Origin of the sequence: Chitinophaga sp. W3I9 (assembly GCF_050434025.1) — a bacterium.
GTDB lineage: Bacteria > Bacteroidota > Bacteroidia > Chitinophagales > Chitinophagaceae > Chitinophaga.
Map to the genome: position 1 here is coordinate 6,583,168 of NZ_JBNPWC010000001.1, position 19,600 is coordinate 6,602,767.

A 19,600-nucleotide genomic window follows, 5' to 3' on the forward strand; every position below is an offset into this window, starting at 1 on the left:
TAATTCCCAGATAATTAGACCACAAAAAACATCCTAATGATCAACAATAAATTTGGCTTCCAAAATCTGGCTAAGAAAAGTCTTGCTGTGGTAACAGCCGCGTTAAGTGTATTTTCCCATACCAAAGCCGAGGTTCCCAATAACACTAACCACGAAATTGAAAATGATAAAAACATCCCTGTTGAGAACACTCATAAAAATGTATTGAAACCTAAACTAGTGCTGAAACTCAATATAATGGATCCATCGAATAGCCTTGTTTCCATGCATAGTTCGCATAGCTCTCATCGTTCTCATTCTTCGCATAGCTCTCACAGTTCGCATTATTCCTCGTCTTATAGCTCTGGCAGTAGCTATACGCCATCCCCTACACCTGTATATGTTCCTGCGTCGTCCTCCTCTTCAGGGCATTCAACCTCAGGAGGTACTGTGAAAAGTACTCCCGGAACAAACTCTACCGGAAAAAGTTCTGGTGCGACTCCTTTCTATAACCCGGGTGCGGCACGTATTTCACCTTCAAATAGAACTACAGATGCTGTACATGTAGCAGATTCCTCCAGTCTAAAATTGGGAGATCGGGTACTATTCAAAGGATGCGAAGGAAAGGATGTGGAAGTGCTGCAAAGGATATTAATGACCTTAAAAAAAGACATGTTTATAACCGGATATTTTGGACTACAAACAGAAGCAATTATTATTCATTTTCAGCAAGAAAATGAATTAAGGCCTGATGGTAAAGTAGACGCTAAAACACTTAATGTACTAAGAAATAAAGCGAATGAAATTTCTACAAGATAATAACACGCTCTCTTTTACGGTTGCTACCGAGCTATACCCTGAAGTTGTTTTGTTTAAATGTCTCTACTGGTATACTAATGCCTTTGAAGTAGATATTATAAAGACAGATCCTCTCCAGTATAAAATAATACTAACTCGTCTCTATAACGCGGAACCTGTTGACTGGAAAACCATAATAGTAAAACTAAAGCAGGATCTCATAGATTTCAAGCTACGGCAGTGTATAACAGATGAAACAAAAACGATCAGGGAGCTTATTATTGCTAAAGCTTTCGCATATTATGAAAATGAGACAATACCCATGTCGGAGATAAGTGACCCCGTAGGCTTCAGCCCCCAATCCATACAACCATGAAATCAACACCGGTAACAACAAGGGTAAGCAGGAAATTTAAAGAATTTGAAGCTTATACCACGTCAATACCAGAATATACTTTACTTCCATTCAGATTCCACCGTATTTCCAATAAAAAAGAAGTGATTGTAAATGAAATTGGAGACTTTCTGGTAGTACCCGCAGGTACAACAGCCAGGATCGTGGCGCGGGAAATAAAAGCCGGAAATAGTGAGGACCAGGAGCTATACGCCGATTTAACAGCCAATTTCTTTATTTCGGGGAATTCCGTTCCAAATCTCATTGATGTTCTTGCGACCCGCTACCGTACAAAAAAGTCATTTCTTGATTTTTTTACATCACTACATATTTTTGTAATCAGCCTGAGATGCGAACATACCTGTCACTACTGCCAGGTATCAAGAGTTACTTCCGATAAAAGCAAATATGATATGAGTATCCCTCATATTGACGCTGGTATAGCTATGATGATGAAATCACCTAACCCACACGTGACAATGGAGTTTCAAGGTGGTGAGGCATTATTAGCCTTTGAAAGCATAATATATGCTGTTGAAAAAACAAAAGTCGAGGCAGAGAAGCATCATAAAGAGGTTACTTATGTAATCTGCACTAATCTTGCTCCACTGACAGATGAAATGCTTCAATACTGCCATGAAAACGGAATTTTAATATCGACTTCGCTTGATGGCCCTGCATTTATACACAACAAAAACAGACACAAGCCAAATGCCAACAGCCATCAGCTTGCAGTTGATGGCATTGAAAAATGCAGGCAGATTATAGGGGCAGAACATATTTCAGCATTAGTTACCACTACTAAGCTGTCGTTGGAATATCCGCATGAAATAGTGGATGAATATGTCAGATTAGGATTTAAAAACATTTTCCTGAGGCCTATAAGCCCATATGGTTTTGCGACCAGAAGCAAGGACAAGAATAAATATGAGACAGGAAAATTCCTGGAATTTTACAAAAAAGCGCTGACCAGAATTATTCAATATAATATAGACGGCTATTTTATCAGAGAAGACTATGCAAGTATCATTTTAAAGAAAATGCTAACTCCATTTCCCGTCGGATATGTCGATCTTCAATCTCCCGCCGGACTTATTAATAGCGTTATTGTGTTTAATTATGATGGGGCAGTGTATGCCTCGGACGAGTCCAGAATGCTCGCGGAAATGAATGATTTTACATCCCAACTTGGGCAGTTAGGAGAAAATACATACGAAGAAATCTTTTACGGAGAAAAAGCCCTGGCACTTAGTGATGTAATGACCAATGAATCACTGCCAGGTTGTTCTGAGTGCGCCTTCCAGACCTATTGTGGAGCTGATCCTGTTTTCAATCACACTACACAGGGCGATTTATACGGCCACAGACCGACAAGTTCTTTTTGCCAGAGAAATATGGAAATAATGCGGTATTTGATTGAGTTAATGGATGATAATAAGGAAATAGAAAAAATATTCAGAAACTGGATAACAGGTAGAAGCTAATGCTATTAAAAACAAAAGGTATTCCATCTGAAATTAATGCGCCAATAGTGGGCAGAGTAACTTTTGGCTCTGACACAAAGGGGGAAGTTTTGATTGCAAATGAGAACATCCCAATGCATCTCCAACATTATAAAGTAATCCTCTCAAGCAATCAAAAAGTCAGTTTATTTGATAAACCAAGTGTATATTCAATCCCTGATGTTTCTCACTTATGCGAAGGAGATATCGTCGTCGTCAATACGGATGGCGTGATTTCTACTTTATATAGAATAAATTCCCCACACAATTTCCTATTGTTTACGGAAAGATGCAACAGCAACTGTTTAATGTGTTCTCAGCCTCCCCGGGATAAGGACGATACAGATTACTTATACAATATCCATACTCAAACAATTCCATTAATCCCGAAAGATTGCATGGAATTAGGCATTACGGGAGGTGAACCAACCCTCTCCGGTGATAAGTTTTTTAAGCTCCTGGCACAAATACAAACGCAGCTGCCGGATACCGAAGTACACTGCTTAACCAATGGGAGGTCATTTGCGTGGCCTAACATGGCCGACAAACTTGGAGATATGTCTTTTAAGAGACTTATGCTTGGCATACCTATATACTCGGATTACCATGCGCAACATGATTATATTGTTCAAGCCAAAGGTGCATTTGATCAGACCATTCAAGGGTTATATAACCTGGCAAGAAGAAATGTCAGAATAGAATTAAGAATTGTTCTACATAAACAGACGTTACCCCGGCTTCTTAAATTGGCGAAGTTTATTTATAAAAATCTGCCGTTCGCAGAACATGTGGCCTTTATGGGATTGGAGCATCAGGGATACACGCCGTATAACCTGGATAAACTTTGGATTGATCCGATTGAATATGGAAAAGAACTTACAGAAGCGATGACTTATTTATCGGATTTTGGTATGACCACCTCCCTTTATAACTCACAACTTTGCACTACACCCCGTGAGATCTGGCAGTTCTCGAAAAAATCTATTTCCGACTGGAAAAATATCTTTCACGAAGAATGTAATCAATGTTCAATGAAAAATGATTGTGGTGGTTTTTTTGCGTCTAGTGTATTCAAGCACAGTAAAGGGATAAAAGCCTTCTCTTAATCCCACCCCGAAGGAGTTAGTTGATTCCCCCCTACTTCATCACCTGGTTAAATCCATACCGCAAATTGATGCTCGCTATAAAAGCGCTGAAAGGGTCTTTCTCTTTCAGGTAGTTATCAATGCCTGCTTCGGCCACAATCCATATACTTTTAGCAACCCTGAATTCAGTTCCAAAATTGAACAGCAGGGATTTGTCCAGGTTATCATAGTTCTGATATTTAAACTGTGTTTCCGCAAATCCCCTGAAACCGGAGGTCCCCAGGTAATAGCGGACATTCACTGTTGCGTTGACGAATGTACTGTCTTTAAATTCAGAGCGGGGTAAGCTGAAACTACCACCCAGCAGCAGCTGGCTGCTTTTCCCGATGCCAAGGGCCCAGGTGACCCAGGTATTGAAGGAGGCGAAGCCGGCGTTTTTAATCAATGAATCGCGGGATTGCCCTACCCACGCAATGGCGCCATCCAGGCGGGTAGCGTTCCAATGTTCGCTTTTAAATTGCTCTATCAGGTCGTCTACTGCCGCATAATATTTCTTTTTATCAGTGTCGTATCCTTTTTTAAAGGCGTCGTAGCTGGCCTGCAAGGTTGTATCTGGGTTTTCCCTGAGATATTCTTCTGCTTTGTTTTCCGCGAAATCCCAGAATTCTTTGTCATGCTCGGCTCCATATTGCGCGCGCTCTGCAGGTGGCACTTCCTTATGCACAATAATGATCCAGTTATTTTTAAATTCCCGGAGCGCCAGCTGCGCCTGCTGTTGTGCAAGAAAAACCGCCCTTCTTTTTGCGGCATTCAGTAACAGGTCATCTTTCTTTCTCACAATAGAAAACCGGTAGCCTACAGCCAGTTTGGAGGATACATTTCCTGAATCAACGATTGCCCCGATGCTGAAGGAGGAGTTATACCAGAACTTCCTTTTGCCATAATCTTCCAGCGTCCAGTTTTTGCTGGCCAGTTTCCCCGGGGAAAATTCCACGGCGAAATTACGCGGGATAACGCCCTGGCCGTTTGAATAAAACGGCGATAAGCTGAGCGCAAACTTTTGAATATCCGAAGGACGCAGCAGGTTGGAAGGATCTGCTCCCAGCGCTTTAAACGCCGGCATATCCGGCACAGAAAAGTTTAACAGGTAATGCTCGGTACTGTCTGTTTTAAACTGCGCAGATGTCCGGAAAGAAATAAGAGATAACAGAATGAAAATTATTTTCCGTGCTGACATACATATATTTTAAATAGGGGTAATCAATCCTGTTTTACGATCAACTGCAGTAAAATATCTTCCTGTTTGCCGGTAACATCGGTACCTAAAGTAGCAGTAGTGCCATAGCCAATCTGGCTGCTGCCTATTACTTTGGCTGTATTAAAATCATCGCCCTGCAATACGCTTACCCTTAATTTATAACCATTGTCGTCCTCGTACTTTCTTACCCTGAAAGAAATATCCAGTACTCTTTTGTCGAAATTGATTAATGGTTCACCGGGTTTATAATCGTTTTGAATAAGATAGTAATCCGGTTGGGGCAGCTCATTGCTGTTTTGCCGGAGGGGCTTTGTTAGTATAGGATGTTCATCGGCGGTAGCCGCCCACATCTGGTAGATGTAAGTAATAAAGTAAATGCCGGTCATATCTATCCTTATCCACAGTTTTCCACCATTAGGGTCATAGGCCACCTTTTTCATAATATACAGATTAGGACATAAAAATAGATATTTAAAATTTATAACTATATTCAGAAATATTCTGCCTTTCTTTTTTGCTGTTGACATAGGGTTGTCATACCCGCCTGCTACTTTTACATCAGACAATAAAAATTTCATCCTAAAACAAACCAAATGAGCAACACAAACATTTTAAGAGGATTTGCCACGCTGAGCTTTTATGCAGCAGATCACGAGGCGGCAAAAAAATGGTATACGGAGTTAACCGGTATTCCTCCTTACTTTGAAAGGCCCGGCTATGCAGAGTTCCGCCTGGGCGACTACCAGCATGAACTGGGTATTATCGACAGTAAGTATGCGCCAAAATCGCTGGGCAGCGGACCCGGCGGTGCTATTATTTACTGGCATGTAGACGATATACAGGCGGGGTTGGAAAAATTGCTGCAACTGGGAGCTACTGTTTTAGAACCCGTTACAGAACGGGGACATGGATTTGTTACCGCCTCCGTAATTGATCCTTTCGGCAACGTACTGGGCATTATGTACAATCCTCATTATGTGGAAGTGCTGAAAGCCAATGAAAAGTAATAACACCACCGGTTGGAGCATGCTTTTGCCAACCGGCTTTTTGTTACGGGTGCGCCTCTACCACCAACACCCAATCATTGCCCACGCCGGTAGCCGGGGGCACAAATGTAACAGCGGAGCTTTGTTTCACAACTCCGATGCTTGTTCTTTCCGCATTCCGCGGATTAAACCACCAACAATTTAACCGCGCGGATTTTATCACAGCAGTGTTCACCTGCAGCGATTTTCCTATGGGCAGATATACCATCAGGTAAGTACCCGCCGCATCCTGGAAAGCTTCCATATGGCCTCCTCCTTCCCCCTGACCCGACAAGATCAGGGAGCGGTCCGGTACGCGGTTTAGTGCGCCATGTATGGCTATGAGCCTGCGAAGATAACCCGCCTGGAAAGCACCGGGCCGGTCCAGTGCATTCATCCAGCCCCGATCAGGATAGTTAACGGCTTCCTCCCGCGCACTCATAAATTGCCACACCGCATGATGACCGTAGGTGACGCCGCATGCGCCGGCAAATACAGAACGGTACAATTGCTTACGCACATCGTAGTCCCTGAAATAACCATTGTCGGGATTCCATTTAGGCCAGGGATTCACGGGATGGTCTTCATAATTAGGTTCGGCGTCAAGGGTAGGTTTGGCCGGTAAAGATTGCCGGTCCCTCCGCACCAGCTCCCAACATGGTACATCATGGCCGCTGCCATGACCGCTCTGGAACATGTTGATATCCAGCCAGTTTTCCTGCTGCAGCCATTGCGACGTGGAGTTAGCTCCTCCGGAAGGATGATAAGCAATGATGCATTGCCCGGCAGTGCCTTCCTTTATACCTCTTGCCATTGCCCGCCAGATGGGTCGCCAGTCGCCGCTGTCGTTAACCGCCGGGCGATCACCACCAAGTATCCAGATGATGTTTTTATGATTACGATACCTGTTCCCTATCCATTTCCCATATCCGTAAGCGTTAGTGGTATCAAACACCACAGGGCCTTCGCCCCATAACTTTGTCACCTTATCGCCCCAGGCAGGCAGCAGCCCTATGTACATTCCTCGCTGCATTGCCCAGCTGATGGTGCTGTCTATTAACGTGAAATAAGCGTTGTTGGGAGTGGCAGGGTTTTCATTCAGCAACGGCAGTTGTCCATAGCGGTTGGGTTTGCGAAGACCATCAAATTCCGCCAGCACTACTGCCTGGATTACGGTAAAGCCTTTGCGGGCACGGTTATCGAGGTAGTATTTAATTTCTGCGGTATCCAGCCGGTGAAACAATTCCCAGCCGGTATCGCCCAACCAGAAAAAGGGTTGCCCGTTGGCATATTGAAGATAATGACCATCCGGGGTAACCTGTAAACGCTCCGGCAACTGCGCCTTGGTGCATAAACAGTAAAGGAGGCTGCTGAGAAACCATAACTTACTTTTCATAACGGGAATATGTTCCAGAGAAAAATAAAGCTTTTTAGGAATAAAAGCAGCAGTAATTGTTTTCAGAGAGATGGATAGGCAGCAGCTATTATTGTAATTCAATCACGGTGCTATCTTTCGTAAAGCGGGTATCTTTTACTGCGCCAGTGCCATTGAACCGGTATTGCACACCGACGATGCCGGAAGGCGGATTGGAAAACGTGAGCTCCGCAGCAGCGCTGTCGTTCACAAAAAACTGCAGGTGCCGGTCTTTCGCCACTACACGGAGTTTTACCCATTTTGCCAGGTCGGCGCCAAATTTCGAGAGGTCAGTGTTCCGGCTGCTGAGGGCAACGCCGGCGGCAAACAGCGACAGGTCTCCCACACATCCGGGCGCGCACAACGGGATGGAGATCAAATCATTTTTACACAGGAGCAACACCTCCACCCGCTGACAGGCAGCGGTGCCCAGTTGAAAACCGCTCTTCAGCGTGGTTTCAAAAGTAAAGTGATCCGTTTGCAGGTCGCCAAGGGGCTGTACATTATAAAAGCGTAAGGCGGGAGGAACAGGTTGCAGCGGAACGTGATATGCCGACAACAACGCTTCATTCACTTCCAGGCCGTTTCCTTTTATGACTTCATTCTTCCGGAAATACAGTGGTGTGCCAGGCTCCTGTTCTACCATGGCCAGCCAGCCACCGGAGCTGATCATCAGTTCGTGTTCTTTTACGATCTGTTTACCCACCATCAGTTTCGCCTTGAAATAACCTGGCTCATAATAAATAGCAGTGTATGTTTTTTCTTTGGCAGATACCGGCATTTTCCGCCTGATATCCCAGGTTTGCGCAATGAACACAGAATCCTTCCCTGCTGCGGCAGCATTATAGCTGAAAATAACAGAATTAGGCACGCCATCCATAACTACTTTATTGGAGCTGAACGAAAATGCAGTTGTATCAATTGGTTTGCCTGGTTTGGTATTGGATAACAGTAAGGCATATACGAGAATTCCTATTGGTACCAGGGCGAGCAGCCAGTAAGTCCATTTACTGCGTTTTGGTGGCGTTGCTGCGGGTGAATGAGTGGCAGTGGTCACACCATTGCCTGTTGCATAACCGGATACTGTCTGACTGACAGGAGTTTCCCCCGTGGCCATATTTAAAGATGTGGCATCATCAACTGGCAACGACTCAACCATCGCTTTATGGCTGGTTGCCGCAGTCGTAATATCCCCAGGCAGCAAGGTGGCAAGACGTTTAAACTCCCGCCAGTCGGCATACCCGGCAAATTGTGCCAGGGTATTCAGCGTAGTGGTGGCGGGCATATTGGTGTACTTCAGTTTTCCCCACAGCCGTTTCAGGGTAGTAACGCTCAATATCACCCCCGTAGCTTCTTCTATGGCGGCACTTAGTTTTTCAAAATCATAGCTTGTCCACTCGCTGGCGTCACCACGGTTCAACCGGGCTTCTGCCAGCTCGAGGCACTTTCGTATGTAATTAATCTCAAAACTATTATTCATTTCCTGGTAGTCTATTACAAGCTTGCACGGATTTGCACACACTTGATGCGCCAATGATTCGCCCTGAAATTAGTTATTATTCAGATTTGCTGCAGCATTTAAATTTAAAACACTGGTCATGACAAAAATCCGCACCGCATGCTTATTCCTATTGCTCCCATTATGCGCAGCAGCACAAAAAAAGAAAACCGGCCATCCCGGCAGTCAGGATATTATCAAGGTCCCCCTGGAAGCCGGACACTGGTCGTTTCAACCCGGCACGGTGGAATTTATCACGTATAAATCGGTACCGGCCATGAAGCTGTTGAACCGGAACGACACCGTAGTGCTGAAAAACCTTGACTTTACAAACGGCACCATCGAATACGATGTGCAACCTGTTTCTACTTTCACATCGTTTTATTTCAGGCGCGCCAGCCGGAAAGAGAATGAATGCTTTTATTTCCGTACGCCTTCTTCCGGTAAAGGCGATGCGGTACAGTATGCACCGCATATCGATGGCGTTAACCTCTGGGATATGCTGGACCAGTACCAGGCTGCCGCCTGGATTTCCAAAGACGACTGGAACCATGTGAAGCTGGTTATTTCCGGCAGGCAAATGCGGGTGTACGTGAACGATACCTCCCGGCCGGTGCTGGAAGTGCCGCGACTGGAAAGCAATACCTGGCATGGCGGCATTGCATTCGACGGGCAGGCGGTCATTGCCAACCTGGTGGTGAAACCGGATCAAACGGAAGGACTGCCTCCCGGTGAAGGCATCGACATTACCAACAATGACGCCGCCTACCTCCGCACCTGGCAAATCACCCAGCCAATGGCTACCCCTGATCAAATTGATTTCAGCAAAGCATGGATACCCGGAAAAGGAACACCATGGGAAACCATCCGCGCCGAAAGGCGGGGACTGATCAACGTAACCCGCAAATTTGGCGGCGCTGAAAACCGCGCCCGGCGCATCGTGTGGCTGAAAACAAATATCCGTTCTGCTGTAGCGCAAACACGACAACTGCACCTCGGCTTCAGCGACGAAGTATGGGTATTTGTGAACGATAAATTTGTGTACGTAGACAAAAACCTCTACTCCTACCCGCTGATGAAACAACCGGATGGCCGCTGCACCGTGGATAATGCGTCTTTCTCCCTTCCGCTGGTAGCTGGCGACAATGAAATACTGATCGCCCTGGCCAACGACTTTTATGGATGGGGAATCATGGCAAAACTGGATAAGTTTGAAAACATGACGTTCGACAAATAACCCCTCCTTCCGCCAAGCAGCTCCCGTGAGGGCTGCCTGGCTTTACGGGGATTACCGCACTTCCATCTCTCCCGGAAAAAAATACCCGGAAAACACCATTCCAAAAAAATATCATGCAGAAATAAGTACTTAAATAGTGGAAGTTTATTTTGTTTCCAATAACTTTAGGTACCATGAAACAAACATTGGCAGATACTGAGCTGACCGGGCCGGTACAGCAAATGAAATATGCTACCACAGACCCCGATGGCAAATATTACGGGTATGAACTCTCTTTTTTCGATGAAAAAGGATTATTGCTCAGATGGGAGGATTATACCTCCACCCACCAACTGGATAAAACCCTTACCTATACTTTCGATGAACAGGGGAACCTGCTGGAAAAAGCGCTGACCTCTGCAGCAAAGGGGCCCATCTACAAAAACCGCTACTTTGAAAACGGGGCGCTGAAAGAATGTACCGAATACTATGGGGAAGATACCTTTTACACCCGGTACGATGAAGCAGGCAACGTGCTTGAACAACTGGAAAACAACGATCCACTGCCTGTAGAAGAAGATCCGTACAACGAGCAATGGGAAACCAACACCAGCACTGATGACGACGGCTGCCGGATAGAAATTACCCGCTACTACTCTTTTGGTGCCTTGCAGGAAATCACCAAAAGTAAGTACAACAGCCGGCAGCAGCTACTGGAAGAATACAAATTCGAGGACGCTGATGGTTTTGACAGCAACCAGGCAGTGGAAACCATTATTTGCCAGTACAATGAGCAGGGACATCTTACCGCGAAAATATCCGACAGGGTTACCACCACCGATGCTGTGGAAAGAACCGTGTACCGGTATGAATTTACCTACGACCTTCATCATAACTGGATAGAAAAAGTGGAAATCATGAATAACAGGGTAACGGATTATAAAGACAAGGTCCGTTTTATCCGCCGGAGAGAAATTTTATACGCTCCATAAATTTGCGCACATGCTATCTAACCGACACCAGATCTTTATGGAAGTGGCCCATCAGAAAAGCTTTTCAAAGGCCAGCCAGGCATTGTTTATTTCACAGCCGGCAGTAAGCACACATATCAAAGGGTTGGAAGAACAGTATAAAACCAAATTATTTGAAAGAAAAGGTTTGCAGATAGAGTTGACAGAAGCCGGTCAGCTGCTGTACAACCGCCTGCTTACCGTACGTCATATACAACAGGAAACTGAGTTCGACATTTCCGTGATCCACGACCAGCAGCAGGCCACCGGCATGCTTAACCTGGGCGCCAGTACCACTGCTGCGCTGTATATACTACCCAAAGTAATGTCGGCCTTTCACCGCGAATACCCCCTGGTGGATATTTCCCTGCTCAACCGGAACAGTGAAATTGTATTGCAGGCACTGCTCGACAAAGAAATTAATATAGGCGTTACCGAAGAAAAAGGACAACTCAGCAATATTACCTACCAGTCATTTCTGAAAGACCAGATCGTAGCGGTATGCAGCCGCGACAATCCTCTTGCCCGTAAAAAGAGCTACGCGCTGAAAGATATCCTGCAGATGCCTGTAGCTATCCGCGAACGCGGCAGCGGCACCCTGGAAGCGCTCAAGAAGGGGCTACAGAAAAGCAGGATCCGGCTCAACGACCTGAAAATAAAGGTCAGGCTGGGAGGCACCGAGGCGCTGAAGAATTTCCTCCTGGAATCCGGTTGCGTAGGATTCCTCTCTACCCGCTCCATTGCTAAAGAGCTGCAACACGGCGAATTAACGATCCTTTCCTTTGAAGGCCTGCGGATAGAACGCAATTTTTACTTCATTCAACGTAAAGGCGAAACCAGCGACCTCAACAAACGTTTCATCAAAATGGCCAGATCCATTTATAATTATTAATTATAGGTCATAATATTTTCATATAGCCAGGATTATAGACGATGGGCTACATTTGAGCCATACAAAATAACCTGTTGACATGAACATGCTTTTTTATTACGACGAACTATATAAAGCGGCTGTAGAAAGAATTAACAAGCTGGTAGACATTTCTGTTACCCAGAAAAATGCGTTAATCCAGCGACTGAAAAGCCAGGCGCCGTTTATCGCCACCACTACCGAAGATATCGACCTGGTTGCCCAAAGGATGATGAATTCCCTGGGAATGGTATTATGCCCGGATGCTGCTGCAGATTTTGCAGGCGGCAGTAAGCTCCTCGAAATGGAGATGCTCAATAATGGCGAATAACGGACCGCTTCCTAAATAAATTTTTATGGAGAGGTGAATAACCCGCTGCTCCCGGATTTTACTGTACCGGCGGAAAAGGCTCCGCCATTCCCCGCTCAAAAGGAGTGAACGGCTCTCCTGCGGCCACACGTGCCGGCCAGTTTGGATTGGCGAGTGCCGCCTTTCCCAGCGAAATAAGATCCGCATGCCCTTCCGTTAAGGCCCTTCCGGCCACGGCCAGTTCTTCCATACCGCCGTTGGCAATTACCGGCCGCTGCACAATGCGTTTAGCCATACCCGTGAGCGTTTCCCCATGTTCATAAGCGCCCAGTTTTTCCCAGGTGCTGCCTTCCCCTGAAATATGGATATAATCCGGAGATACCTTTCTTACTTCTTCAAGTAGTGCTGCTGCTGTAATAGCGCCATCGGGCCAGCGATAGGTGAAGTTGTTCACTTTTCCTTCCGACAGGCGCAACCCGATAATAAAATGCGGGGGCACTGCCTGCCTGATAGCGGTAATGATTTCCGCGATAATACGGAAGCGGTTCTCAACAGACCCGCCATACTCATCATTCCGCAGATTGGTATACTCCGTTAAAAACTGATCCGGCAGGTAACCATTGGCGGCATGCACTTCTATTCCATCGAAACCGGCGGCTAGGGCATTAACCGCCGCGGCGGCATATCCTGCCACTGCGATGGCAATATCATTGCGCGTCATGGCAGCCGGAACCGGGAAGGGACCGTCGCCGCCACCATAGGAGCGCAGCTTGCGGCCCAGCGGCGTTACCACAGAAGGCGCCAGCGTGTTCGGCAAATGCTGCGATAAAGCGCCGGCATGCATCAGCTGTGCAATAAATAAGCTGCCAGGTGTTTTTACTTTGACCGCCAACTCCTGCCAACCGGCCACCTGCTGTGATGTAACCAGTCCTGGCTGATGCGGATACGCCTGGCTGGCTACTGCATCGGTATATAATCCCTCGGTGATAATGATCCCAAAACCGCCGAGGGCAAAACGTTCGTAGTAAGCGTGCATGGCTGCCGTGGGAATGCCCTGCAATGTAGCGCTGGCGCGACTCATAGGCGCCAGCACCACCCTGTTCTTAACAAATTGCTGCGCCAGTGTAACAGGCGTCAATACCGGGTGTGTGGTCATATATAAAACTTTAGCACAAAGTTGTACACTTCGGTGCGCCAAAACAATGACAAATGATAAGAAATTTAAAATGGCTCCTTTGCTATTTTTCGACGTAAACGGCTCAACGATTCGGGCGTAATGCCCAGGTAAGCCGCTACCTGGTGCTGGGGCAGCCGTGTTTCGAGGAAAGGGTAGCAGCTTACAAACCCACGGTACCGCTCTATGGCAGGCTTCTGCAGCGACAGGATACGACGTTGCAACGCGATGTAGCCTCGCTGGGAAATAATGCGGTAATACCGCTCCACCGCCGGGATATCGTTAAATAGTTGTTCCAGTTGCTGCCGGGTGATGCGCAGCACCTCGCCTCCTTCCAGCACATCAATGTTAAACCGGGATGGCTGACCGGATAGCATGCTGTCGAGGTCCGTGATCCACCAGCCTTCCACGCTGAACTGCAACACATTTTCTTTGCCGGTGGCATCTTTTTCATACTGGCGGCAACAACCTTTCAGCACAAAAAATTCGTAGCGGCAAACGTCGCCTTCCCGCAACAGGAACTGCCGGCGGCGGGTACGTAGCGATTCAAAATAGCCGGGAATACGTTTAATATCGGCATCGCGCAGCGGTACATGTTGAAGGATACTATCTGTCAGCAATTTCATGCTCCTGAAAATAATAGTTATTTTTCAAAGATAGCCCTGTGCAGGAACCCTTCAAAGAATATTCTTACTGCGGCCCCATCTTGCCAAAAAAATACTGGAAAGTGATCATGACATAACGTTGTAAAGCATTTACCTGCTTTGTTTCGGTATAGGTAGCTGTTGTTATGTTAGAAATATTGGTGTTGTTATTAAAAAGATCGTTTATCCTGCATTTTAGTTTCAGCTGCTCCTTCTTTCCAAAACTGTAAGCTACGGCACTGTTACAAATAAAATAACGGCGTTGATCCGGCGCCGTTACCTGCGAATTATAATTGTACGCCATATCGCCCGACAACTCCAGGCGCTTAACAGGAATCAGCTGCCATTGCAGGTTAAAACGTTGTGTGGTATAGTTAACATTGTCAATACCAGCCAGCGAATAAACGGTATTATTCACATCTATGTTTACAGCGGGCGATATTGTCAGCCACTCTTTGTAAATAACGGAAAAATAAACACCGGCGCCGACGGTCCACCCGTTGGAGATATTTTCCTCACCCGCTACCAGGCCAATACTCCTGTTCCGGTTCATACTCACGTTAAGGCCATTGTTAAATGTCCAGCTGTTCTTTTTTTTCTGAAGATTGATATTTCCATGTACCATCATTCTCCACGTACCATTCACGTTCTGAAAGGTACTGATTTGTCGGCCCAGGGAATCATACCGCTGATCCGCCACAATTTCATTACGGACTACTGCCCCGTTGGCGCCGAGATTGAAACTAAACCCTTTCACCGGCTGATAAATGTAAAACATCAGCGCAACGTTTTGGGTAAAGGCGCCTTTCAGCAAAGGGTTGCCGACCTTCATGAACAACGGGTTGGTGTTATCCACTACGGGCGACAACTGCTCTGCCGAAGGAGCGGAAGAAGAAATGGAATAGTTGGTGAACAATCTCCCGTATTTGCTGAGGGAATAATTCAGTTGCAGGTTAGGCGCAAATTGCTGCTGATGGATCTTAATCACGGAATCCAGCCACAACAGGCGGTTTTCCTGTTGCAGGATCCGCATACCGGTGTTCAGCGCTATGCTCAGGCGATCATTTTTCCAGGCCAGCTGCACAGATGGTGTATGGGTAAAACTGGTATTTCTACTACTGCCGGACAAAGCGCTGTCCCGCATGCCGTATTTGCCGGACACGGGATCTTCTTTAAATACTTCCCGGAGCTGCCCGTTGTACATGGTACCCAGCGTATAGTCCAACGCCACCACAAAACCATGTCCTAAGGACGCCGATAAATTAAATGTAAAATTATTATTAAAACTGTTTTCAGCAGAGCTGATATACTGATTTACAGAATCACGGTGACTAACACTATCATCTGTATAAAAGTTATTAACTGAATTATTGTATTCGTTTTCCTTTTTACTGCCGGCGTCAAACTTCCAGGTGGTATTAAGGTTGAGCCTGCGGTTTCGGCTGGTTTTATTGAAATTGATTTCGCTGCCGCCATTACGCGTATGTGCTTCCCCGTTACTCCGGGAAGAGAGTGTGTTCAGTAAAGTTCCGCCGGAGGTTTCCGACAGGGAATACATTTGTAAATTATTGCTGCTTTTCCCTATACCCGCGTTACTCCTGAAGGTCCAGGTGGTGAGTGAATCTTTTTCATAAACAAGATTCGTATACAGCTGATGCTGACTGTTCCCGGCTACAGCATCACTATTGGTTTGATTATGGAAGCTGTTATCCGGTAATAAATTGAGCCGGTCGGTGATGGTGGTCTGGCTATTTTTGGTATTGTTATAATTATAGTTCACATCCAGTGTGAGCTTTTTACCTGGTTTTGTGTTGATGTTGATACTGCCGTTGTTGTATTCCGGTAATCCTCCTCCGCCACCGACCATACCGGATGGCGACATCATTATAGCGCCGCCCGTTTCATCTGTAACATTCTTTGCCGCCGCCATCACACTGATGCGCGTAGGATTGCGCATGGAGCTGATCATTCCATCTGCAAGATAACGGCGATGGCTACCCGCACCGGCAGTGATGTTTCCCATGATGCCGGTATTTTTATCTTTTTTAAGGACGAGGTTAACGGTAACATCTTCCGCCGGGGCTTTCACTGCAAGGGAACGTTGGGCGGCAAGGTCTTTGGTGTCGGTTACTTCTATCTTATCAATGATGTCTGCAGGCAGGTATTTGGTAGCGGCCTCTTTATTATCTCCAAAAAATTCCCTGCCATCTACTTTGATCTTTGTCACGGGTTTTCCGTTTACAGTAATGCTGCCATCACTGCCTATCACCACACCGGGCAGCTTTTTCAGCAGCTGCAATACGCTGGCATTTGCAGCCAGCCTGATGGCCGAAGCATCAAATTCCAGGGTATCGTTACGAAGTGTAAAAGGCGGTTTGGCAACGGTTATCTCCACCGCTTTAAGTCCAATGATTTTGGGATGGGCAGTATCGGCTTTGGTTGCCGGCAGGCTGTCCGTAGTCCGCCCCTGCGCCGTAGCGCAGGAGACGGTTACGAAATATCCGGCAAGGAAAAATGCGATCCCGGCGTATAGTGCTTTCACGTTTATTTAATTACTTTCCGGCACCAGTATGGCGCGGATATAGTTAGCATTGTTAAAATATTTTACAGCCGTTTGCTGTAAAGTTTCCGGGGTGATTTTCTGGAGCCGGGCTTTTATATCCGGTTGTTGTAAAGGATCACCGTTAAACAGGGCGGAAGTAATATAATTCAGCCAGAAGCCGTTTTCTTTAAACGCCCGCTCCACACTGCTTTTATAGCCTGCCTTATATTTTATCACATCGTCGTCTGCCACGCCCGTTGTTTTCAGTTTCATGATTTCACTGTTAACGCTGAGGATCAGGGATTCCACGTTGCGTGGATCGCAAATAAAATTAATGCCAAACATATATTCCCCGGAAGGGACCTTGCGGGTATTGGCATTTACGTTAACGCTGTATACGCCGGCTTCCTGTTCGCGGAGCCGTTCTGTAAGACGAATATTGAGTACGCCTGCCAATGCTTTCATCTGGTCGCTGGTGCTAACATCATACGGAAACGAACCACTGAAAGCAAGGGTAACAATTGCCTGCGGTTCTTTACCGGCTATCACTTTTTTCACTACCCTGCCCTGCGGATAATTCAGCTGAAGATCCTTCACTTCCTCCCGGCGATGTAAAGCAGGCAACGATCCCAGGTACCTGGCCAGCAACGGTTTGATGCTATCCGTATTAAAATTCCCTACGAAGGCAAAGGTAAAGCCGGCGGCATCTGCAAAACGGTTTTTATAGATAGCCAGTGCCTGATCTGCATCAAGCAGGTTCAGTTGTTGCTCCGGCATCTGCATCTTACGGAAGTGGTAATTGGCCATTACAGCGCTGAGGGTATCGCTGTAAAGTTGCCGCGGCGCTTTGTTTGCATTGGCGTACGACAACCGCGCCTGTTCTGTCATATTGCTGAACATCACGGGGTCTTTACGCGGACTGGTAAAATACAGGTATACCAGTTGCAGCGCAGTTTCCAGGTCTTCATCCGCGGAACCGCCGGAAATGCCTTCTGATGTTTCGCTGATGAATGGCGCCACTGATACATTTTTCCCGGTGAGCAATTTGCGTAATTCCGCCTGGGTCATATCCGATACGCCGCTGGCGCTTATGAGTGAAGCGGCGATGCTGGCGTTATAAAAATCAGCGTCGCTTACCTGTGATAAGCCTCCAGGGTTGAAACCATTAAATAAGATTTCATCTTTTTTAAAGGTGGTTGGTTTCAGCAATACTTTTATCCCGTTACTGAATTCCAGTGAAGTAATGCCCAGGTCTTTGATCACTTCCTCGCTGGTAATCACGCCGGGTTGCGGCGCGTTGTCCAGCAACGTGGTGCGCAATACTTTTTTATCCTCATAAGCCGCGATAGGCGCTGAGGCGGCTTCGTTCATCCATTGCAGTACCATGGTTTCCGAAGGAAGGGAGTCTTTCTGTTTATCGTTGGCAACGAGGATAAGATCGCGGTCGGTATCCTTAAAGTAAGATTGTATAGCAGCATTAAAGCCCGGCAGCGTAAGTGTATCGGCGCTGGCTTTATACAGGGCTGTTTCATATGCGTTACCCGGACTTGCTTCGCCTTCCAGGAAGTGCCTTACATATTCTTTTACATATGATTCCGACGGGGTTTTGTCCCGTTCCTTGTAGCTCAGGGAAATACTGCTGAGGAACGATGTTTTTGCCCGTTGCAATTCACCCGCGGTGAAGCCATATTGCTTTATCCGTTGCAATTCTGTCCACCATGCTTTGACGCCTTTTTCCGTTTCACCGGGTTTGAGTACTACCCTGCCGCTAAGCCCGCTGATATTGGCCATCATTTTGCTGAATCCTGCGCTGCCACTGAGGAATGGCGCATTTTTTTGCCGTGCCACCTCATTTAAACGATCGCTGACCATGCTATTGAACAACGATTGGATGAGGGTATTGCTGAAATCTGTTTTTGTTTTAATGACGTTACCCTGTTGTTTGATGGAGAGTTCCAGCCGCGTGGTAGCCACTTCCGGATCTGTTACCACCAGGAACTGGTTTTTCCCGGTGAGCGGGATGGTGGTGTACTTACGTTCTTTCGGCTGCGCGGGTGAGCGCAAATCGGAGAACATAGCGCGGATCGACTTCTCTATCTGCGCCACATTTACATCTCCCACTATTATCAGCGCCTGCAGGTCGGGCCGGTACCAGTCTTTATAAAAAGCACGGATTTGTTCATGTCCGAAATTTTTCAGTACTTCTTCCGTGCCTATCGGGAGACGGGAGGCGTACAGCGATTGATTCACCGACAGTGGCATCACTTTATCCTGTATGCGTTGTGCGGAGCCCAGATGTTGTCTTTTTTCTTCCAGGATCACGCCTCTTTCATTATCTATTTCCTCATCGCTGAGCGTGAGTTCCTGTGCCCAGTCGCGCAGGATCTGCATGGCATTACGGAAAACGGTTTTATCTTCCGTAGATACCGGCAATTGGTATACAGTTTCATCGAAACCCGTGTAAGCATTGAGGTCAGCGCCAAATCGCACACCCGACTTCTGAAGATAATTTACCAGTTCATTTTTGGGATAATGGGTAGTGCCGTTAAACGCCATGTGCTCCAGGAAATGCGCCAGCCCGCGTTGTTCGTCTGTTTCCAGGATAGACCCGGCTTTGTTTACCAGGTACATTACCGCTCTTTTTTCCGGTGTGGTATTTTTCCGGATATAATAGGTAAACCCGTTAGGGAGTTTACCTATTGTTACTTCAGGGTCCATAGGCACTGACTCACCGGTTTGTTGTGCATGAGCTATGCTGCCGGTAAAGGCAGACAAAAGCATCCCCCATGCTGCAATTTTGCAACAAAATTTTATCATGATAACTGTTATTTTTTTAAGAGA

17 protein-coding genes are annotated in these 19,600 nt (G+C 46.5%); 9 read left to right on the plus strand and 8 right to left on the minus strand.

From position 1 onward, the window contains the following. Window positions 1–36: 36 nt before the first annotated feature. Genes QFZ51_RS26730 through hxsC form a run of 4 tightly spaced genes read left to right on the plus strand, consistent with a single transcriptional unit; the run spans window position 37 to window position 3,779 of the window. Window positions 37–798: a peptidoglycan-binding domain-containing protein gene (locus QFZ51_RS26730; protein WP_429050484.1), complete on the plus strand. Its 762-nt coding sequence runs from the start codon at window positions 37–39 to the stop codon at window positions 796–798. Continuing rightward, window positions 779–1,153 carry a His-Xaa-Ser system protein HxsD gene (gene hxsD, locus QFZ51_RS26735; RefSeq protein WP_429050485.1) on the plus strand — a complete coding sequence of 125 codons (375 nt, stop codon included), beginning with the start codon at window positions 779–781 and terminating at the stop codon, window positions 1,151–1,153. Before QFZ51_RS26730 ends, hxsD begins: the two co-directional genes overlap by 20 nt. After that, on the plus strand, window positions 1,150–2,655 hold the full coding sequence (hxsB, locus tag QFZ51_RS26740; protein ID WP_429050486.1) for a His-Xaa-Ser system radical SAM maturase HxsB: 1,506 nt from the start codon (window positions 1,150–1,152) through the stop codon (window positions 2,653–2,655). The genes hxsD and hxsB overlap by 4 nt, the downstream gene beginning before the upstream one ends. Continuing rightward, window positions 2,655–3,779, plus strand: a complete 1,125-nt coding sequence (gene hxsC, locus QFZ51_RS26745) for a His-Xaa-Ser system radical SAM maturase HxsC (protein WP_429050487.1) — start codon at window positions 2,655–2,657, stop codon at window positions 3,777–3,779. Before hxsB ends, hxsC begins: the two co-directional genes overlap by 1 nt. Window positions 3,780–3,810: 31 nt before the next feature. Here hxsC and QFZ51_RS26750 read toward each other — a convergent pair whose 3' ends face one another. Continuing rightward, on the minus strand, window positions 3,811–4,995 hold the full coding sequence (locus QFZ51_RS26750; RefSeq protein ID WP_429050488.1) for a hypothetical protein: 1,185 nt from the start codon (window positions 4,993–4,995) through the stop codon (window positions 3,811–3,813). Window positions 4,996–5,018: 23 nt separating this feature from the next. Continuing rightward, window positions 5,019–5,456 carry a hypothetical protein gene (locus tag QFZ51_RS26755; RefSeq protein ID WP_429050489.1) on the minus strand — a complete coding sequence of 146 codons (438 nt, stop codon included), beginning with the start codon at window positions 5,454–5,456 and terminating at the stop codon, window positions 5,019–5,021. A 153-nt stretch (window positions 5,457–5,609) separates the two neighbouring features. Between QFZ51_RS26755 and QFZ51_RS26760 the strand changes: the two genes are divergently transcribed. Then, a complete protein-coding gene (locus QFZ51_RS26760) occupies window positions 5,610–6,023 on the plus strand; it encodes a VOC family protein (RefSeq protein WP_370908052.1) in 414 nt (137 codons plus the stop codon). A gap of 43 nt (window positions 6,024–6,066) precedes the next feature. Here the strand turns inward: QFZ51_RS26760 and QFZ51_RS26765 are convergent, their stop codons facing one another. After that, window positions 6,067–7,437 carry a glycoside hydrolase family 140 protein gene (locus tag QFZ51_RS26765; RefSeq protein WP_429050490.1) on the minus strand — a complete coding sequence of 457 codons (1,371 nt, stop codon included), beginning with the start codon at window positions 7,435–7,437 and terminating at the stop codon, window positions 6,067–6,069. A gap of 88 nt (window positions 7,438–7,525) precedes the next feature. Further along, complete coding sequence (locus QFZ51_RS26770) at window positions 7,526–8,935, minus strand: hypothetical protein (RefSeq protein ID WP_429050491.1); 1,410 nt, start codon at window positions 8,933–8,935, stop codon at window positions 7,526–7,528. 118 nt (window positions 8,936–9,053) lie between these two features. On the opposite strand from QFZ51_RS26770, the gene QFZ51_RS26775 reads away from it, so the two are divergent. The 4 genes from QFZ51_RS26775 (at window position 9,054) to QFZ51_RS26790 (ending at window position 12,420) form a co-directional block, all read left to right on the plus strand. Continuing rightward, complete coding sequence (locus QFZ51_RS26775) at window positions 9,054–10,190, plus strand: hypothetical protein (protein WP_429050492.1); 1,137 nt, start codon at window positions 9,054–9,056, stop codon at window positions 10,188–10,190. A gap of 173 nt (window positions 10,191–10,363) precedes the next feature. Next, complete coding sequence (locus QFZ51_RS26780) at window positions 10,364–11,161, plus strand: hypothetical protein (protein ID WP_429050493.1); 798 nt, start codon at window positions 10,364–10,366, stop codon at window positions 11,159–11,161. Between the two features lie 10 nt (window positions 11,162–11,171). Continuing rightward, a complete protein-coding gene (locus QFZ51_RS26785) occupies window positions 11,172–12,071 on the plus strand; it encodes a LysR substrate-binding domain-containing protein (RefSeq protein WP_429050494.1) in 900 nt (299 codons plus the stop codon). Window positions 12,072–12,150: 79 nt separating this feature from the next. After that, window positions 12,151–12,420: a hypothetical protein gene (locus QFZ51_RS26790; protein ID WP_429050495.1), complete on the plus strand. Its 270-nt coding sequence runs from the start codon at window positions 12,151–12,153 to the stop codon at window positions 12,418–12,420. A gap of 58 nt (window positions 12,421–12,478) precedes the next feature. Here the strand turns inward: QFZ51_RS26790 and QFZ51_RS26795 are convergent, their stop codons facing one another. From QFZ51_RS26795 to QFZ51_RS26810, 4 genes are all read right to left on the minus strand, one after another. Next, window positions 12,479–13,555 (minus strand): NADH:flavin oxidoreductase, encoded by a 1,077-nt coding sequence (locus QFZ51_RS26795; RefSeq protein WP_429050496.1) that lies wholly within the window; start codon window positions 13,553–13,555, stop codon window positions 12,479–12,481. A gap of 65 nt (window positions 13,556–13,620) precedes the next feature. Further along, the gene (locus tag QFZ51_RS26800; protein WP_429050497.1) at window positions 13,621–14,199 is read right to left on the minus strand and encodes a Crp/Fnr family transcriptional regulator; all 579 of its coding nucleotides are present in this window, start codon (window positions 14,197–14,199) and stop codon (window positions 13,621–13,623) included. Window positions 14,200–14,263: 64 nt separating this feature from the next. Continuing rightward, window positions 14,264–16,759 (minus strand): outer membrane beta-barrel protein, encoded by a 2,496-nt coding sequence (locus QFZ51_RS26805; protein ID WP_429050498.1) that lies wholly within the window; start codon window positions 16,757–16,759, stop codon window positions 14,264–14,266. A gap of 6 nt (window positions 16,760–16,765) precedes the next feature. Next, complete coding sequence (locus QFZ51_RS26810) at window positions 16,766–19,576, minus strand: M16 family metallopeptidase (RefSeq protein ID WP_429050499.1); 2,811 nt, start codon at window positions 19,574–19,576, stop codon at window positions 16,766–16,768. Window positions 19,577–19,600: the final 24 nt, after the last annotated feature.

Coding starts and splice junctions, on each gene's coding strand:
- QFZ51_RS26785 (WP_429050494.1), top strand. CDS start 11,172: ATGCTATCTAACCGACACCAGATCTTTATGGAAGTGGCCCATCAGAAA.
- QFZ51_RS26765 (WP_429050490.1), bottom strand. CDS start 7,437: ATGAAAAGTAAGTTATGGTTTCTCAGCAGCCTCCTTTACTGTTTATGC.
- QFZ51_RS26795 (WP_429050496.1), bottom strand. CDS start 13,555: ATGACCACACACCCGGTATTGACGCCTGTTACACTGGCGCAGCAATTT.
- hxsD (WP_429050485.1), top strand. CDS start 779: ATGAAATTTCTACAAGATAATAACACGCTCTCTTTTACGGTTGCTACC.
- QFZ51_RS26780 (WP_429050493.1), top strand. CDS start 10,364: ATGAAACAAACATTGGCAGATACTGAGCTGACCGGGCCGGTACAGCAA.
- QFZ51_RS26810 (WP_429050499.1), bottom strand. CDS start 19,576: ATGATAAAATTTTGTTGCAAAATTGCAGCATGGGGGATGCTTTTGTCT.
- QFZ51_RS26730 (WP_429050484.1), top strand. CDS start 37: ATGATCAACAATAAATTTGGCTTCCAAAATCTGGCTAAGAAAAGTCTT.
- QFZ51_RS26750 (WP_429050488.1), bottom strand. CDS start 4,995: ATGTCAGCACGGAAAATAATTTTCATTCTGTTATCTCTTATTTCTTTC.
- QFZ51_RS26800 (WP_429050497.1), bottom strand. CDS start 14,199: ATGAAATTGCTGACAGATAGTATCCTTCAACATGTACCGCTGCGCGAT.
- QFZ51_RS26760 (WP_370908052.1), top strand. CDS start 5,610: ATGAGCAACACAAACATTTTAAGAGGATTTGCCACGCTGAGCTTTTAT.
- QFZ51_RS26790 (WP_429050495.1), top strand. CDS start 12,151: ATGAACATGCTTTTTTATTACGACGAACTATATAAAGCGGCTGTAGAA.
- hxsC (WP_429050487.1), top strand. CDS start 2,655: ATGCTATTAAAAACAAAAGGTATTCCATCTGAAATTAATGCGCCAATA.
- QFZ51_RS26755 (WP_429050489.1), bottom strand. CDS start 5,456: ATGAAAAAGGTGGCCTATGACCCTAATGGTGGAAAACTGTGGATAAGG.
- QFZ51_RS26775 (WP_429050492.1), top strand. CDS start 9,054: ATGACAAAAATCCGCACCGCATGCTTATTCCTATTGCTCCCATTATGC.
- QFZ51_RS26770 (WP_429050491.1), bottom strand. CDS start 8,935: ATGAATAATAGTTTTGAGATTAATTACATACGAAAGTGCCTCGAGCTG.
- hxsB (WP_429050486.1), top strand. CDS start 1,150: ATGAAATCAACACCGGTAACAACAAGGGTAAGCAGGAAATTTAAAGAA.